This window comes from Amycolatopsis sp. AA4 (genome assembly GCF_002796545.1).
Classification (GTDB): Bacteria; Actinomycetota; Actinomycetes; order Mycobacteriales; family Pseudonocardiaceae; genus Amycolatopsis.
Genome location: NZ_CP024894.1, coordinates 6,966,139 through 6,982,166 on the forward strand (window position 1 = coordinate 6,966,139; position 16,028 = coordinate 6,982,166).

General features: G+C 70.1%; 15 protein-coding genes. 3 read left to right on the forward strand and 12 right to left on the reverse strand.

Annotated elements, in window-relative coordinates; all coding sequences use genetic code 11:
• Nucleotides 1–53: 53 nt before the first annotated feature.
• From CU254_RS32120 to CU254_RS32155, 8 genes are all read right to left on the reverse strand, one after another.
• On the reverse strand, nucleotides 54–1,109 hold the full coding sequence (locus tag CU254_RS32120; RefSeq protein ID WP_009082864.1) for an alpha/beta fold hydrolase: 1,056 nt from the start codon (nucleotides 1,107–1,109) through the stop codon (nucleotides 54–56).
• 103 nt (nucleotides 1,110–1,212) lie between these two features.
• On the reverse strand, nucleotides 1,213–2,076 hold the full coding sequence (locus tag CU254_RS32125) for an SDR family oxidoreductase (protein WP_009082867.1): 864 nt from the start codon (nucleotides 2,074–2,076) through the stop codon (nucleotides 1,213–1,215).
• Nucleotides 2,077–2,148: 72 nt separating this feature from the next.
• Nucleotides 2,149–2,658, reverse strand: a complete 510-nt coding sequence (locus CU254_RS32130) for a GNAT family N-acetyltransferase (protein ID WP_009082869.1) — start codon at nucleotides 2,656–2,658, stop codon at nucleotides 2,149–2,151.
• A gap of 70 nt (nucleotides 2,659–2,728) precedes the next feature.
• The gene (locus CU254_RS32135; RefSeq protein ID WP_009082871.1) at nucleotides 2,729–3,886 is read right to left on the reverse strand and encodes an acyl-CoA dehydrogenase family protein; all 1,158 of its coding nucleotides are present in this window, start codon (nucleotides 3,884–3,886) and stop codon (nucleotides 2,729–2,731) included.
• Nucleotides 3,883–5,868, reverse strand: a complete 1,986-nt coding sequence (locus tag CU254_RS32140) for an acetyl-CoA carboxylase biotin carboxylase subunit (RefSeq protein ID WP_037718313.1) — start codon at nucleotides 5,866–5,868, stop codon at nucleotides 3,883–3,885. Before CU254_RS32140 ends, CU254_RS32135 begins: the two co-directional genes overlap by 4 nt.
• Nucleotides 5,869–5,873: 5 nt before the next feature.
• Nucleotides 5,874–7,487, reverse strand: coding sequence for a carboxyl transferase domain-containing protein (locus CU254_RS32145; protein WP_009082875.1), 1,614 nt, complete (start codon nucleotides 7,485–7,487; stop codon nucleotides 5,874–5,876).
• Nucleotides 7,488–7,606: 119 nt separating this feature from the next.
• Entirely contained in the window at nucleotides 7,607–8,104 is a 498-nt protein-coding gene (locus CU254_RS32150; RefSeq protein ID WP_086024916.1) for a hypothetical protein, read from the reverse strand.
• 52 nt (nucleotides 8,105–8,156) lie between these two features.
• Complete coding sequence (locus tag CU254_RS32155) at nucleotides 8,157–8,747, reverse strand: TetR/AcrR family transcriptional regulator (protein ID WP_009082879.1); 591 nt, start codon at nucleotides 8,745–8,747, stop codon at nucleotides 8,157–8,159.
• Between the two features lie 195 nt (nucleotides 8,748–8,942).
• Here CU254_RS32155 and CU254_RS32160 point away from each other — a divergent pair, with 195 nt between their 5' ends.
• Complete coding sequence (locus CU254_RS32160) at nucleotides 8,943–9,713, forward strand: SGNH/GDSL hydrolase family protein (protein ID WP_037715504.1); 771 nt, start codon at nucleotides 8,943–8,945, stop codon at nucleotides 9,711–9,713.
• Between the two features lie 56 nt (nucleotides 9,714–9,769).
• Here CU254_RS32160 and CU254_RS32165 read toward each other — a convergent pair whose 3' ends face one another.
• Complete coding sequence (locus CU254_RS32165) at nucleotides 9,770–10,897, reverse strand: homoserine O-acetyltransferase (RefSeq protein ID WP_009082884.1); 1,128 nt, start codon at nucleotides 10,895–10,897, stop codon at nucleotides 9,770–9,772.
• The gene (locus tag CU254_RS32170; RefSeq protein WP_009082886.1) at nucleotides 10,894–12,201 is read right to left on the reverse strand and encodes a bifunctional o-acetylhomoserine/o-acetylserine sulfhydrylase; all 1,308 of its coding nucleotides are present in this window, start codon (nucleotides 12,199–12,201) and stop codon (nucleotides 10,894–10,896) included. The genes CU254_RS32165 and CU254_RS32170 overlap by 4 nt, the downstream gene beginning before the upstream one ends.
• Before the next feature lie 171 nt (nucleotides 12,202–12,372).
• On the opposite strand from CU254_RS32170, the gene CU254_RS32175 reads away from it, so the two are divergent.
• Together CU254_RS32175 and CU254_RS32180 are read left to right on the forward strand one after the other, a co-directional pair.
• Nucleotides 12,373–12,858, forward strand: coding sequence for a hypothetical protein (locus CU254_RS32175; protein WP_009082888.1), 486 nt, complete (start codon nucleotides 12,373–12,375; stop codon nucleotides 12,856–12,858).
• 75 nt (nucleotides 12,859–12,933) lie between these two features.
• Complete coding sequence (locus tag CU254_RS32180) at nucleotides 12,934–14,502, forward strand: CdaR family transcriptional regulator (protein WP_037715506.1); 1,569 nt, start codon at nucleotides 12,934–12,936, stop codon at nucleotides 14,500–14,502.
• Here the strand turns inward: CU254_RS32180 and CU254_RS32185 are convergent.
• Both CU254_RS32185 and CU254_RS32190 read right to left on the reverse strand, forming a co-directional pair.
• Nucleotides 14,471–14,923, reverse strand: a complete 453-nt coding sequence (locus CU254_RS32185; RefSeq protein ID WP_009082891.1) for a pyridoxamine 5'-phosphate oxidase family protein — start codon at nucleotides 14,921–14,923, stop codon at nucleotides 14,471–14,473. The two genes, CU254_RS32180 and CU254_RS32185, sit on opposite strands and share 32 nt — an antisense overlap.
• The gene (locus tag CU254_RS32190) at nucleotides 14,920–15,861 is read right to left on the reverse strand and encodes a zinc-binding dehydrogenase (protein ID WP_037715509.1); all 942 of its coding nucleotides are present in this window, start codon (nucleotides 15,859–15,861) and stop codon (nucleotides 14,920–14,922) included. The genes CU254_RS32185 and CU254_RS32190 overlap by 4 nt, the downstream gene beginning before the upstream one ends.
• Nucleotides 15,862–16,028 lie beyond the last annotated feature (167 nt).

Genomic DNA, 16,028 nt, shown 5'->3' on the forward strand with positions numbered 1-16,028 from the left:
GCGCGCGGATATCGGGATTGCTCCCCGTCGCCCGCGATTTGTCACCGAATCGGTCAGCTGACCCGATCGTCCAGAAACTCGTCCAGATACCGCCACGTCGTGCCCCGGGCGCGGCGTCCGGTCAGCACGCCGAGGTGCCCGCCGGGCGCGGTGCGGAACCGGACCTCCGGCGCGTTTTCCAGCAGCTGCACCACGCGTTCCACCGACGCCCGCGGCGCGATGGTGTCGTTTTCGCCCGCCACCACCAGCATCGGCTTCTTCACGTCGGACAGGCTGATCTTGCGCCCGTTCAGGTCGACGGTGCCCTCGGCGAGGTCGTTGGTGCGGAACAAGCGGTGGTACAGCTGGCCGAACGTCCGCCCGGGATAGGCGTACATGTTGCTCATGAAATGGTCCACCGCCTCGATCTGCGCGAGGTAATCGCGGTCGTCGAGGTTTTTCAGGATCGCCAGCGGTTTCGTGATTTCCTTGGAGATCCCGGTGGCCCGGAACACCCGGGTGACCAAATAGGACGGTGCGCCGCCGAACACCCGGTACACCGGGGTGAGCAGATGCCCGCCGGTGAGGTCCACGAGCGGACGGAACGGCGCGACGATCGGGATCGCGGTGAAATCGACCGGCGAGCCGACCGCGGTGATCGAATCGATCGGGAGGTCCGGCTGGTCCGCGCTGACCAGCATCGAGAAAATCCCGCCGAGCGACCACGACACCAGGTGCACGCCCCGTCCGCCGGCGTCCTCGCTGACCTTCCGGATCGCCCTCGGCAGCACCTCGTCGATCCAGTGCTCGATGCCGAGGCGGCGGTCGGAGAAGGCGACCATGCCGTAGTCCACGAGATAGGTCGGCCGCCCGCCTTCCACCAGGTGCTCGATGAGGCTGCAGCCGCGGCGCAGGTCGAAGCACAGCGCGGGCGCGGCCAGCGGCGGCACCAGCAGCACCGGCGGGCCGGAGGTCGCGGCGGCGCCGTGCGTCATCCGGTACACCGACCGGTTGGGCCCCTGGTCGATCAGCACCCTCGGCATCGGCCGCAGATCGGCGACCCCACCCTGGAAAACCTTGCCCACGACATTGGCCGCCGCGGCAGCCAACCGGGCCGGTGGGGAAACCATCTAGCGCCTCCTGGAACTCGTCTTCTGCCGGGCATCTTGCCGTGCGTGCGGGCGCGGCATCAACACGCCACTCCCGCAAGCACCGGGCAAGCGCATGTCCGCCTCAGACGCTCCCATCAGGCGGGAGCGACGGCGCGCTCCGGGCGGCCCGGTCCTCGTACTCGGCGCGCTCGGGCGAATGCGCGGCCGACGCCAGCAGCTGGTCGCCGCCGAGCGCGCGCACCAGCCATTCGCCGAACGCACGCGGGAAAAGCCGGGTGATCCGGCCGGTCAGATCGAGCGATTTCGGGACGAAGACGTCAAACTTCGGCCGCTCCAGCGCGTCGACGATCGCCGCCGCGACATCGTCCGGCCCCACCGACTTGATGAACCGCGCTTCGCCCAGCCCGGACGCGAGTTCCGTGCGCACCACCGCGGGCATCACGCACGACACCTCGACGCCCGTGCCGCGCAGCTCGAGCCGCACCGCCTCGGACAGGCCGACCACGGCGTGTTTCGTAGCGCAGTACGTGGCCGCTCCGGCGAATCCGGACTTTCCGGCCATCGACGCCACATTCACGATGTGCCCGCGTCCGCGCGGCTTCATCCGTTTGACGGCCTCGCGGGTGCCGTGCACGACCGCGTGCACGTTGATCTCCAGCAGCCGCCGCGTGGCCGCGTCGTCCTCCTCGTCCAGCGGCGAAAGCGGCATGATGCCGGCGTTGTTGATCAGCACGTCGATCGGCCCGACGGTGCGCTCGACGTCGTCCAGGAACGCGGTGAAGGCGGCCGTGTCGGTGACGTCCAGCGGCGACGCGACCACGTCCGGGCCCAGTTCGCCCGCGGTTTTCTCGGCGCGGACCCGGTCGAGGTCGCCGAGCACGAGCCGGGAGCCGCGCCGGTGCAGCGCGGCGGCGGTGGCCGCCCCGATGCCCTGCGCGCCGCCCGTGACGACGACGACCTTTCCGGAGAGCGACTGCCTGGCCATGGCGGACTCCTCGGTCTGCTCCTCGGTCTATTGACACTTAGCCAATATCGTCCTCCGGAGCACGCGGGTCCGCTATCCCCCAACCCGTTGCTCGAGGACCTGGCCGAGCCAGCCGTCGACGGTGAACTGCTCGGTCGGCTTGAAGCCCTGGCTCTCGTAGTAGCGCGGCAGATCGCCGTCGCCGCCCGCCCAGCAGTCGACGCGCACGAGGTCGATCCCGCGGCGTTTCGCCTCGTCCATCGCGTGCCGCAGCAGCCGCGAGCCGACCTGGTGCCCGGTGAACCGGCGGGAGGTGATCAACAGCCGGACGTACAGTTCGGGCTCGTCGACCTTCGGCGCGTACGGCATCGCCTCCCCGAGGATCAGCGCGCCCGCGGGTTTTCCGTCGATCTCGGCCATCCGGAGCTCCGGATCGGCCGCGTACTCGCGCACTCGCTCGACCCGCTTCGGGATCGTGCTCCACGGCTCAGTGCCCCATTGGCCCGCGCTGCCGCGCGCGACCAGCCATGCGACGGCCTCGTCGAAAAACCCCAGCAAAACGTCTGCGTCTCCGGCAGCCCCAGGCCGGATGGTGAACTCCATCTGCCCACAATAGGGACAGGTGAAGCAGCGCCGCCGGGACTCCGCCCGGACGCCCCGGCGGCGCTGGGTCTCAGGCCCCCACTCCGAGGTGGCGCGCGATCAGCATCTTCTGGACCTCGCTGGTGCCCTCGCCGATTTCCAGGATCTTCGCGTCGCGGTAGAAGCGGCTGACCGGGAATTCGTTCATGAAGCCGTATCCGCCGAAGATCTGCGTGGCGTCCCGGGCGTTGTCCATCGCCGCGTTCGACGCCACCAGTTTCGCGATCGACGCTTCCTTCTTGAACGGTTCGCCGCGCAGCATCTTCGACGCCGCCTGGTAATACGCCAGCCGGGCAGTGTGCGCGCGGACCTCCATGTCGGCGATCTTGAACTGGATCGCCTGGTACTCGCCGATCCGGTGGCCGAACGCGACGCGGTCCTTCGCGTACTTCAGGCATTCGTCCACGCAGCCCTGCGCGAGACCGACGCTCAGCGCGGCGATCGCGACGCGGCCCTCGTCCAAAATGGACAGGAACTGCGCGTAGCCGCGGCCCCGCTTGCCGACCAGGTTCTCCGCGGGCACCCGGACGTCCGAAAAGGACAGTTCGTGGGTGTCCGAGCAGTTCCAGCCGACCTTCGAGTACTTCGGGGCCACCGTGAAGCCCGGCGTGCCGGACGGGACGATGATCGCCGAGATCTCCTTGCGGCCGTTCTCCATCACGTCGGTGACCGCGGTGACGGTGACCAGTTTCGTGATGTCGGTGCCGGAGTTGGTGATGAACGCCTTGCTGCCGTTGATGACCCACTCGTCGCCGTCGAGCCGGGCGCGCGTGCGGGTGGCCCCGGCGTCCGAGCCGCCGCCGGGTTCGGTGAGGCCGAACCCGCCGAGCGCCTCCGCCGTGGTCAGCATGGGCAGCCAGGTTTCCTTCTGCTCCTGGGTGCCGAAGCGGTAGATCGGCATCGCGCCGAGCGAAACGCCCGCCTCCAGCGTGATCGCGACCGAGGAGTCGACCCGCGCCAGCTCCTCCAGCGCGAGGCACAGCGCGAAGTAATCCCCGCCCATGCCGCCGAATTCCTCCGGGAACGGCAGGCCGAACAGGCCCATCTCGCCCATCTTGGCGACCAGCTCGTACGGAAATTCTTCCTTCTCGTACAGCGGTCCGATCACCGGCGCGACCTCCGCCTGCGCGAAGTCCTCGACCGTCTTGCGAAGCGCCTCGTACTCGTCGTCCAGCCGGAAGTCGATCACTGCTTCTCCTCTGCTGCGCTCACCACGGCCAGCGTCTCGTCGAGCGCGACCTGCTGGCCGGCCCGCACCGAAAGCTCGGTCACCACGCCGTCGATCGGCGCGGTCACGGTGTGCTCCATCTTCATCGCCTCGACGACCAGCAGCGGCGTTCCCGCGCTCACCACGTCGCCTTCGGCGGCCTTGACCACCAGCACCGTTCCCGGCATCGGGCTCTTCACCGGACCGGCGCCCGCCGCCTCGCCGCGCGAGGACAGCGTCACTTCCTGGTCGGCGAACGCGAACGACCGGCCTTCGCGGGCCAGCCACACTGTCCGTTGCGGACCGTCGGCGCAGCGGTACCGCTCCACGCCGTTCGCCCGGCGCACCTCGAGCAGATCGCCTTCGCGGCGGGCGGAAACGCGCACCGGCTCGGCGTCGTCCACCCGCACCGAGGCGTCCGACGGGGTGCCCTCGACCCGCACCACGGCCTGGTTTTCCCCGGTCCGCAAGCGGAAAGTGACCCCGCCGGGGCCGCTGAGCCGCCATCCGCTCGGGATGTCCCACGGGTCCACGACCGCGCCGGTCGGCTGCAGCGAGATCAGCCGATCCATGGCCGCGGCGACGAAAAACCCGGCCGGGACTTCCGAGGAGACCAATTCGGACAGTCGCCGGTCCACCAGTTCGGTGTCCAGCCGTCCGGCGCGGACGTCCTCGTCGGCGAGCAGGCCGCGCAGGAACGCGATGTTCGTGCCGAGGCCGAGCAAGGCGGTGTCGGCCAGCGCGCGGTCCAGTTTCTGCAGCGCCGACGCGCGGTCCGGGCCGTGCGCGATGATCTTCGCCAGCATCGGGTCGTAGTTCGACCCGACCACCGCGCCGACCGACATCCACGAGTCGACCCGCACGCCGTCGCCGGAGGGCTCGTGCACGGCCAGCACCGTGCCGCCGGTCGGGATGAAGCCGCGCGCCGGATCCTCGGCGTAGACCCGGGCTTCGACCGCGTGCCCGTCGAGGCGCACGTCGTCCTGCGTCAGGCCGAGCGGCTCCCCTGCCGCCACCCGTACCTGCCAGGACACCAGGTCGAGGCCGGTCACCATTTCCGTGACCGGGTGCTCGACCTGCAGCCGGGTGTTCATCTCCATGAAGAAGAACTCGTCCGGGTTGTGCGCGGACATGATGAACTCGACCGTGCCCGCGCCGACGTACCCGACCGACCGCGCGGCTTCCGCGGCCGCCGCGCCCATTTTCGCCCGGGTGGCCTCGTCGAGCAGCACCGACGGCGCTTCCTCGATGATCTTCTGGTGCCGCCGCTGCAGGCTGCACTCGCGCTCGCCGAGATGCAGCACGGTGCCGTGCGCGTCCGCCAGCACCTGGATCTCGATGTGCCGCGGCGTGGTGACGAACCGCTCCATCAGCAGCGTGTCGTCGCCGAACGAACTCTTCGCTTCCCGGCGCGCGGACTCGATCGCAGCGTCCAATTCGGACTCTTCGTGCACCAGGCGCATGCCCTTGCCGCCACCGCCGGCGGACGGCTTCAGCAGCAGCGGGTAACCGACCTTCGCCGCGGCCTCGGCGAAGCCGCCCTCCGGAATGTCCACATCGGACGCACCAGGCACCACCGGAACCCCGGCCGCGGACACCGTGGCCTTCGCCCGGATCTTGTCGCCCATCTTGTCGATCGCTTCCGGCGGCGGGCCGATGAACACCAGCCCGGCCTCCGCGCACGCCCGCGCGAACGCGGTGTTCTCGGCGAGGAAGCCATACCCCGGATGCACCGCCTGCGCACCGGTTTCCTTTGCCGCGGCGACAATCGCGGGGATCGACAGGTAGCTCTTCGCCGCTTCGGCCGGGCCGAGGCGTACCGCGGTGTCGGCCTCGCGGACGTGCCGGGCGTCGGCGTCCGCGTCGCTGTACACCGCGACCGAACGAATACCGAGCGCACGCAGCGACCGGATTACGCGAACCGCGATCTCGCCGCGGTTGGCGACCAGAACAGTCTCGAACACGCTCATCACATCCGGAAGACGCCGTAGTTGACCTCGGGCAAGGGTGCGTTGGCCGCCGCCGACAGCGCGAGACCGAGCACCGTGCGGGTGTCCGCCGGGTCGATCACGCCGTCGTCCCACAGCCGCGCAGTGGAGTAGTACGGGCTGCCCTGTTCCTCGTACTGCTCGCGGATCGGATCCTTGAAGGCTTCTTCGTCCTCAGTGGACCATTCGCCGCCGCGGCCCTCGATCGCGTCGCGGCGCACCGTCGACAGCACCGACGCCGCCTGCTCGCCGCCCATCACGGAAATCCGCGCGTTCGGCCACATCCACAGGAACCGCGGCGAATACGCCCGGCCGCACATGGAGTAGTTGCCCGCGCCGAAGGAGCCGCCGATGATCACGGTGAACTTCGGCACCCGCGCACAAGCCACCGCAGTGACCATTTTCGCGCCGTGCTTGGCGATGCCGCCCGCCTCGTACGCGCGGCCGACCATGAAGCCGGTGATGTTCTGCAGGAATACCAACGGAATCGAGCGCCGGTCGCACAGTTCGATGAAGTGCGCGCCCTTCATCGCGGACTCGGCGAACAGCACGCCGTTGTTCGCGATGATGCCGACCGGGTGGCCGTGGATGTGCGCGAAGCCGGTGACGAGCGTCGAGCCGTATTCCTTCTTGAACTCCGCGAACCGGCTGCCGTCGACGATGCGGGCGATGACCTCGCGCACGTCGTACGGGGTGCGCGAATCCGTCGGCACCACGCCGTACAGCTCGCGTTCGTCCACGGCGGGCGGCTCGATCGCCTTGACGTCCCACGGCCGCGGCGTGCGCGGGCCGAGGGTGGACACGATGTCGCGGACGATGCGCAACGCGTGCGCGTCGTCGTCCGCGAGGTGGTCGGTGACGCCGGACTGGCGCGCGTGCACGTCGCCGCCGCCCAGTTCCTCGGCCGTGACGACCTCGCCGGTCGCGGCCTTCACCAGCGGCGGGCCGCCGAGGAAAATGGTGCCCTGATTGCGCACGATGACCGCTTCGTCGCTCATCGCCGGGACGTACGCGCCGCCCGCGGTGCACGAGCCGAGCACGGCGGCGATCTGCGGGATCCCGCGCGCGGACATGGTGGCCTGGTTGTAGAAGATCCGGCCGAAGTGCTCGCGGTCCGGGAAGACCTCGTCCTGACGCGGAAGGAACGCGCCGCCCGAGTCGACCAGGTAAATGCACGGAAGGTTGTTGTGCAGCGCGACTTCCTGCGCCCGCAGGTGCTTCTTCACCGTCATCGGGTAGTACGTGCCGCCCTTGACCGTGGCGTCGTTGGCCACGATCACGCATTCGCGGCCGGACACGCGCCCGATCCCGGTGATGATGCCCGCGGACGGGGCCTCGTCGTCGTACAGCCCGGTCGCCGCGAGCGGGGAAAGCTCGAGGAACGGGGATCCCGGGTCCAGCAGCGCGTCCACCCGGTCGCGGGGCAGCAGTTTGCCGCGTTCCACATGACGGGCGCGCGACTTCTCCGGCCCGCCCAGCCGGGCGGCGGCGAGCCGCTTGTGCAGATCCTCGACCAATTCTCCGTGCGAGGTGACGCTGCGGGCGAAGGTGTCGCTGCTGGGATCCGCGGAACTGCGCAGTACCGGCGTGTCCATGGCTCTCCGTCGAGACGTTAGCGGTCGTTAACTCCGCCGGAGATGTTAGTGCTCGTTAACCGTCGTGTCCAGCCCAGCACGAAGCACCCGGCCCCGCGACCGGGTGAAATAGGGAACACTCAGCCCGCGACGGCGTCGGAGATCCAGCCGGCCACCGGCAGATCCCGTTCGAGGCATTCGACCGACAGCCGGATCGTCCAGCGCAGCGCCTGCAGCAGGAGGCTGTCCACCTCGTTCGGCGCGGCGCTCGCCAACGCGATTTCGACCTGTTCGCGAGCGGCGGCGGTATTGCCGTGCACCTCGGCCAGCAGCGTGCGGACGGCGGTGCGGACCGGCGGGTCGGCCTGGTCGATCGAAACCTCTTCGCCCGCCTCGTCGAACACCTGCACCTTGACCGGCGCGGTGCCGCCGTCGCCGAGGGTGGACACCATCGCGCTGCACTCGCCGAACAGCAGCAGCATCAGCTCTTTGGTTTCCTCGTCGCGTTCGCCCGGCTCCTGCGACGAGGGCGTGACCTCTTCCAGCGCCTCCGTGTCCTCGCCAAGGCTGATGGCGACGAGCGCGCGCTGCGCCTTCTCGACGAGCCGCTGCTCGCCTTCGCTCCGGTCCGCGGTCACGTGCCTATCAAACACCAGACCGGCGGCCGGCGGGATACCCCGGATCGCGGCCTCAGCCCGCCGCGGAAAGGGCGCCCAGCGCGAGCCGGCACAGCAGATCGGCGAGCGCGCCGTCACCGAGATGGCGGTTGTAGGGCGTCGAGTTGATCAAGCCGAACACGGCGTGTGCCGCCGACCGCGCCTGGCGTTCGCCGAGGCCGGGCACAGCTTCGCGAATCGCCCGCACCCACACCTCGACGTACTGCCGCTGGAGCGCGCGCACCTGCTTGCGATCACTGTCGGTGAGGTTCGCGAGATTGCGCTCCTGCACGGTGATGAGCGCCGGATGGTCGAGCGCGAAGTCGACGTGGAACCGCACGAGCGCGGCCAGCAGCTCGTCCGGCGTGCCGCCCGCCTCGGCGCGCGCGGTGCCGCCTTCGAGCAGGTAGTGGCTGATCGAGTTCAGCATTTCCCCGAGAATCGCGTCCTTGCTGCGGAAATGCCGGTACAGCGCGGGACCGGAGATGCCGACTGCCGCGCCGATGTCGTCGATGCCGACGCCGTGGAAACCGTGGTGGGCGAACAGCTCGGCGGCGGCGGAGAGGATCTGTTCCCGTCTGTTCGGCTTCGCGCCGTTCACCAGCGGGAGGGAATTCGCCGACATCCGCACATAGTAGGTCCCGCGGTTAGCGGGCGCTAACTTCCCGTCCTACTTCCTGCTTGAGCCAAGTGGAGGCACCGGGATTTCAGGGGTGTCTCGTGGGGATTGCACCTGGTAATGCTTTACCGCGTCAAGCTGTCACGACAGGAGTGACCTATGGCTGCAAACACCCGTCAACCATCACGACGCGTCCTTCGGATGTGCGCGGCCCTGGGGGTCGCTCTCGCTGCCTCGCTCGGCTTCGCCACCGGTGCGAGTGCCGCGTCGCAAAACTACGTCGCGCTCGGCGACTCCTACTCTTCCGGAGTGGGCGCCGGGAGCTACGGCGATTCCGGCAGCTGCAAACGCAGTGCCAACGCGTACGGCCAGCTGTGGGCCAACGCCCACTCCGGCACCAATTTCACCTTCCTCGCCTGCTCGGGCGCGAAGACCGGCGACGTGCTGAACCAGATCAGCTCGATGCCGTCCAACGCCACCTTGATCACGCTCACCGTGGGCGGCAACGACGCCGGGTTCACCGACGTGATCAAGACCTGCACGCTGGGCAGCGACCAGACCTGCGTGGACCGGGTCAACACTGCCAAGACCTACGTCCAGAACACCCTTCCCGGGCTGCTGGACAAGGTGTACTCGGCGGCCAAGAGCAAGGCCCCCGGGGCTTCGCTGGTCGTTTTGTCCTACCCGCGCTTCTACACCGTGCCGGGTTCGTGCAGCGTCGGGCTGAGCGACACGAAGCGGTCGGCGATCAACTCCGGGGCGGACACGCTGGCTTCGGTGATCTCGTCCCGGGTTTCCGCCGCGGGCGGGAAGTTCGTCGACGTCCGGCCGGCGTTCGTCGGGCACAACATCTGCTCGGCGGCCAGCGACTACCTGCACAGCCTGACCTGGCCGGTGGACGAGTCGTACCACCCGACCGCCGCCGGGCAGCGGGGCGGCTACTACTCGCCGCTGACCTCGGCGATCGGCTGACAGTTCGCGAAGACGCGTGAGGGCCGCCTTGCTTGCGAGGCGGCCCTCACCGCGTCTCACCCCAGCAATGTCTTGACCAGCGCGGCGATCTGCTCGGTTTCGATGAGGAAAGAGTCGTGGCCGTACGGCGACGTCAGCACCGCGGCCTCGCCGCCGACCGCCGCCGCGATCTCGTGCGACTGGTACGGCGGATAGAGCCGGTCGCTGTCCACCGCGGCGACCACGGTGCGCGCGGTGACCCGGCCCAGCGCGGCGGCGACCCCGCCGCGGCCCCGGCCGACGTCGTGGGTGTTCATGGATTCGGTGAGCACCACGTAGGAACCCGCGTCGAAGCGGCGGACGAGCTTGTCCGCGTGATGGTCCAGATAGGACTCGACCGCGAACCGGCCGCCCGCCAGCGGATCCTCGTCCCGCTGCGGCCGGTTTCCGAACCGCGTCTCCAGTTCGGGTTCGCAGCGATAGGTGACGTGCGCGATCCTCCTGGCCACGCCCAGTCCGCGATGCGGGCCTTCCGTCGCGGTGTAGTAGTCGCCGCCGTGCCAGGCCGGATCGGCTCGGATCGCGTGCAGTTGCGGCGCCGCCCAAGCGATCTGATCGGCGGACGCGCGCGCGGTCGAGGCAAGCACGAGCGCGGAGGCGACCCGATCGGGTTGACTTGCCGCCCATTCGAGAGCCCGCATCCCGCCCATCGAACCGCCCGCGACGGCGGCCCAGCGTTCGATGCCGAGCGCGTCCGCGAGTGCGGCTTCGGCGTTGACCTGGTCTCGGACGGTCAGCGCCGGGAACCGGCTGCCCCACGCCTCGCCGTCCGGGGCGGGCGAGGACGGGCCCGTCGACCCCTGACAGCCGCCGAGCACGTTAGGGGCGACGACGAACAGCTCGTCGGTGTCGAAAGCCTTTCCGGGGCCGATCAGCCCGTCCCACCATCCGGAACTCGGATGCCCGGGTTCGGCGGGACCGGCGGCATGGCTGTCGCCGGTGAGGGCGTGCTCGACGAGGACGGCGTTGGACCCGTCGGAGTTGAGCGTTCCCCACGTTTCGTACGCGAGGGTGTAGCCGGGCAGGGTCGTACCGGCCTCCAGCGCGAGTGCGCCGGGGCCGGTGAACCACTGCCGCCTGCCGGGTGGGTCCCCCGCCCGCCACGCGCCGGTGACGGGCGGAGGACTCGCGCCGGGATCCGTCACAGCGCCGCCTTGGCGGCCCGGAAGCCCGCCTCGAGGTCGGCCTTCAGGTCCTCGATGCCCTCCAGCCCGACGGCGAGCCGCACGAGACCCGGCGTGACGCCCGCGGCGACCTGCTCCTCGGGGCCGAGCTGGCTGTGCGTGGTGGACGCCGGGTGCACGATCAGGCTGCGCACGTCGCCGAGGTTCACCAGCTGGCTGTGCAGTTCGGTGCCGTCGACGAACTTCCGGCCCGCCTCGACGCCGCCGCGCAGCTCGAACGACAGCACCGCGCCGACGCCGCGCGGCAGGTACTTCTGCGCCGCCGCGTGGTACGGGCTCGACGGCAGACCCGCGTAGTAGACCTTCTCGACCTCGTCGCGCTCCTCCAGCCATTCCGCGAGCGCCTGCGCGTTCGAGGAGTGCCGGTCCACGCGCAGCGACAGCGTTTCGATGCCCTGCAGGATGAGGAAGCTGTTCAGCGGGGCGATCGCCGCGCCGGTGTCGCGCAGGATCTGCACGCGCGCCTTGGCCGCGAACGCGCCCGGGCCGAGCGCCTCCCAGTACTTGAGACCGTGGTAGCTCGGGTCGGGCTCGTTGAAGCCCGGGAACCGGCCCGGGTCCTTGCCGAAGTCGAACGTGCCGCCGTCGACCAGCACGCCGGCGACCGTCGTGCCGTGGCCGCCGAGGTACTTCGTCGCCGAGTGCACGACGATGTCGGCGCCGTGCTCGATCGGGCGGACCAGGTAGGGCGTCGGCACGGTGTTGTCCACGACCAGCGGGACCCCGGCTTCGTGGGCGACGTCGGCGACCTTGCGGATGTCGAGGACGGCGCTGCTCGGGTTGGCCAGCGTCTCGGCGAAGAACAGCTTGGTGTTCGGCCGGACCGCGGCCCGCCACTGCTCCGCGTCGTCCTGGTCGTCGATGAAGGTGACCTCGATGCCGAGCTTCGGCAGCGTGTAGTGGAAGAGGTTGTAGGTGCCGCCGTAGAGCGACGGGCTGGTGACGAAGTGGTCGCCCGAGTTGGCCAGGGTCAGGATCGCCGCGGTGACCGCCGCCGAACCGGAAGCGAAGGCGAGACCGGCGACGCCGCCTTCGAGGGTGGCGACGCGCTGCTCCAGCACGTCCTGGGTCGGGTTGTTGATGCGCGTGTAGATGTGGCCCGGCTCGGCGAGGCTGAACAGGTCCGCCCCGTGCTGCGTGTCGCGGAAGACGTACGACGTGGTCTGGTAGATCGGCGTCGCGCGGGCACCGGTGGCCGGGTCGGGCGCCGCCCCCGCGTGGATCTGCTTGGTCTCGAAGGACCAGCTCGTGGTGTCTTCCGGCATGTGCTCGCTCCTAGCGGTCGGGATCGGGTCGGCTGGGCGCCGACGCTAACCAGGCCGGACGAAACGCCCAACTGCTCTCACGGGATGAGAGTCCTACGCACCCGGACGTATGAATGACTGCCGCGCGCTGACGGACGACGCGACGGTCCGGTAAAGCGCACGCTCGGGCGCATGGACTGGAGAATGCGGCCGGCGACCCGGAAGTGGTTCCTGTTCGGCCACGTCGTCACGTCGGTCGGCTGGATCGGAGCCGAACTCGCGGTGCTGATCTGCGGCGTTCTCGCGATCGCCGATCTCGATCCAGTGACCACGCGCAGCGCGAACGTCATCGCCGGGGTGCTCGCCGGGACGCTCTATTTCCCGGCCAGCCTGCTCGCGCTGGCGACCGGGGTCGTGCTCGGCCTCGGCACGAAGTGGAAACTGGTGCGCTACCACTGGGTGCTGTGGAAGCTGGTGGCGACGCTCGCCCTGTTCGGCGGCGGGAACCTGCTGGTGGTCCCGTCGTTCGTCGCGCACGGCGAACAGGCGGCTCGCGGCGAGGTCGTGGGGGCCGGCGCGGTGTCGGGAACCGGGGCGATGAGCGTGGGTCTGACGTTGCTGTTGGCCGCGACCCTGGTGTCGTACTTCAAGCCGTGGCCCAAGGTCTTTTCGCGCTAACCAGTGCCGCGGGTGGCGAAACCGGGGCAGTCTTCTACCGTTCCAGCAAGAACGTCAGTAGCGCTGGAGGTAGCTGTGGTCTCGGTGCGCAGCGTCGTGGACCGGGTCGGTCCCACGCTGCTCCACGCGCTTTTCGTGCCGGAGGGCTGTCCGGCGGTCGGCGACGTCGTGATCGCCGAGCCGGGCGCGGAGTCCGCCATCGCGGCCGGCGACCTGGTGCTCGGGGTCGCGACGATCGAACCGGCGGATGCCGCGGAACTCGTCCGGGTGAGCGCCGGGCGGGGTGCGGCGGCGGTGCTGTTGAAACCGCCGCTGGCCGCGAAACAGCCGGTGCGGCGGGCGGCGAAGTCGGCGGGGATCGCGTTGATCCAGGTGCACGCGGCGACGTCCTGGGCTCAGTTGGTCTGGCTGCTGCGCACTGTTCTGGACGCGCTCGCCGACGAATCCGAAGCGCTCGAAGAGGGCGGCGACCCGGGTTCCGGAGACCTCTTCCGGCTCGCCGACGCCGTGGCCGCGGTGGTCGACGCGTCGGTGACGATCGAGGACACCAACTCGCGCGTCCTCGCCTACTCCGCGCGCCAGGACCTCACCGACCCCGCCCGCGTGGCGACGATCATGGGCCGCCGCATCCCGGACGACGTGCTGGCCCGGTTCCGCTCGCGCGGCGTGTTCCGCGAACTTTCCCGCGGCCGGCAGACGATCTTCGTCCCCGCCCAGCGCGACGGCACCCTGCCGCGGCTGATCGTGCCGATCCGGATGGGCGGCGAACTGCTGGGGTCGATGTGGGCCGTCGTCCCCGGCCCGGTTTCGGAGGAACGCGCAGCGGCTTTCGCAGACGCGGCTCCGGTCGTCGCACTGCACTTGCTGCGGCGGCGCGCGCACACGGACGCGCAACGCCGGGCCTCTGCCGAATTGCTGCGCGCGGTTTTGGAAGGACAGGTCCCGCCACGCCGGGTGGTCGCCGAACTGGATCTGTCCGACGAACCGCACCGAGTCGTGGTCGTCGACGTCAGCGGGGGCGACAGCCGAGATGCCGAGGGCTTGCTGCTGGCGTTGCTGGAACGGATTTCGCAGGGTTTCGGACGCCGTCCGGTAGCCGCGGAACTGGGCGGGTTGCTGTACGTCGTGGTCCCGGACCGCCCCGGCGAAGGCGGCTGGCCGGAACTGCGGGACGCACTGCTCGCCCAACCCGCTTCCCGCCGCGGCGGACTCCCCCGCGCGGCCGCAGGTGCGCCAGGCGACCCGACGGCGCTGGCCGCGTCGCGCGCCCAGGCGGACGAAGCGCTGGGACTGCTGCGGGCCGGGCTGGTCGAAGGTCGCGTCGTGGCTTACGACGAAGCCTGGACCGCGCTGGTTTTGCACCGCGCCGCCGCCGGAGCAGCGGCGGCGCAGGTGTCCGAACTCGGCCCACTCGGCGTGCTGCGCGCGCACGACGAGGCGAGCAACGCCGGGTACGTCGACACTCTCTACGAATGGCTCCGCCACCCCGGCGACCCCCGCTCCGCCGCGGAACGCCTGCGGATCCACCCGAACACGTTGCGATACCGCATGAAACGGCTGCTGGAACTGGTCCCGCTGAACCTCGACGACCCCGATGTGCGGCTCGCCCTGCTCACCCAGCTGATCGCACTCCGGTGGAGCTGACCTCGTAGCTGAGATCGTTGGCACGCAACGATTCCGGCTTCATCCGGACCCACACCGTGCCGCGCTCGGCCGGATCGTCGAGCAGGTACGCGCGGAATCGCGGATCCCACGCGGATTCGTCCGAACCCAGATACCGCACCAGTTTCCGGCGTCCGCGGGGCACGTCGAACGGCTCGATCCCGGCTTGCCCGCGCGCGATCACCTGACGCACCAAGCCGGTCGCGAGGTCGCAGACGTCCACCGTGACCGCGATCCGCGGCTCCGCGCGCACCCGGTCGGGCAGCCGCGACCACGGGCCGCTGAGAATCCAGAACTCCCCGTCCTCCCAGAGGTACCAGGCAGGCCGGACAGTCGGACCCGCGGTGGCGACCCGTGCGGTCAGCGGCTGCGCGAGGAAACTGTCGACGTCGAAGTCGGTCACGCGACCAGCAACGTCTTCCCGATCGTCCCCCGAGACTCGATCGCCGCGTGCGCGTCAGCCGCCCGCTCCAGCGGGAACCGCTGCCCGATCACCGGCGTGAGGTGCCCAGCCGCAGCCGCCTGCAGCGCCGATTCGGTGTAGCCGCGCATCGCCGCCGCGTCGCCGATCGACCGGACCAGCTTGACCCCGCGCGCGGCAGCGTCCTCTTCGGACACTTCCGTCCACGAACCGCTTGCCAGGCCGTAAATCGCCATCCGTCCGCCGGGCCGCACCAGGCTGAACGCCGCGGTGCCGACCGCGCCTCCCACGCCGTCGAACACCACGTCCACCTCCCCGGCCTTCTCGGTCCACTGTGGATCGTTGTAGTCGACCGCGAGGTCCGCACCCAATTCCCGGGCGTGGGCAAGCTTTTCCGCACCACCCGCGGCGGCCACGACCTCCGCGCCCGCCGCCTTCGCCAGCTGCACCAAAAGGCCGCCGACCCCTCCGGCGGCGGCCTCGACCAGCACCCGCTCCCCCGGCGCGACCGCGGTCGCGTGCACCAATCCGGTCGCCGTGCGCCCGTCGGCCAGCAACGCGACTGCCGCGTCGAGGCTCAGCGCGTGCGGCACCGGGAACACCAACCCCGCGTCCACGACCACGCGCTGCGCGTAACCGCCGCTGCCGCCGGTCGACGTCACCACGCGTTTCCCGACCAGCGCCGGGTCCACGCCCTCCCCGGCGCGGCTGATCACGCCCCCGACGCCGTTGCCGGGCACCATCGGAAGCGTGCTGCCGAACGGCCCCGTCCCCGTCGCCCGGAACTGCGTTTCCACGAACGTGACGTTGGCGAACGCCACCTCGATCAGCACCTGCCCCGGTCCGGGGGCCGGGTCGGGGGCCTCCCCCGCCTGCAGCACCGCCGGCCCTCCGAACTCCCGCAGCCACACCGCTCGCATGTAAGCCCTTCCTCGAAGTCTCCGCCGGGTGCCAGCCAACTACCTCGAGTGCGGTCGAGGTCAAGCGAGTTGTCCTGAGAGCACTACCGACCGGGCGCAAGACTGTGGCGGCGGAATGATGACACCGCCGTCCGGGTAGATCACCGTGAGTGGCAACACCTTCGACA

Excerpts from the sequence above, each read along its gene's own strand:
- CU254_RS32120 (WP_009082864.1), bottom strand. The coding sequence starts at position 1,109 with ATGGTTTCCCCACCGGCCCGGTTGGCTGCCGCGGCGGCCAATGTCGTG.
- CU254_RS32125 (WP_009082867.1), bottom strand. The coding sequence starts at position 2,076 with ATGGCCAGGCAGTCGCTCTCCGGAAAGGTCGTCGTCGTCACGGGCGGC.
- CU254_RS32130 (WP_009082869.1), bottom strand. The coding sequence starts at position 2,658 with ATGGAGTTCACCATCCGGCCTGGGGCTGCCGGAGACGCAGACGTTTTG.
- CU254_RS32145 (WP_009082875.1), bottom strand. The coding sequence starts at position 7,487 with ATGGACACGCCGGTACTGCGCAGTTCCGCGGATCCCAGCAGCGACACC.
- CU254_RS32155 (WP_009082879.1), bottom strand. The coding sequence starts at position 8,747 with ATGTCGGCGAATTCCCTCCCGCTGGTGAACGGCGCGAAGCCGAACAGA.
- CU254_RS32160 (WP_037715504.1), top strand. The coding sequence starts at position 8,943 with ATGTGCGCGGCCCTGGGGGTCGCTCTCGCTGCCTCGCTCGGCTTCGCC.
- CU254_RS32170 (WP_009082886.1), bottom strand. The coding sequence starts at position 12,201 with ATGCCGGAAGACACCACGAGCTGGTCCTTCGAGACCAAGCAGATCCAC.
- CU254_RS32175 (WP_009082888.1), top strand. The coding sequence starts at position 12,373 with ATGGACTGGAGAATGCGGCCGGCGACCCGGAAGTGGTTCCTGTTCGGC.
- CU254_RS32190 (WP_037715509.1), bottom strand. The coding sequence starts at position 15,861 with ATGCGAGCGGTGTGGCTGCGGGAGTTCGGAGGGCCGGCGGTGCTGCAG.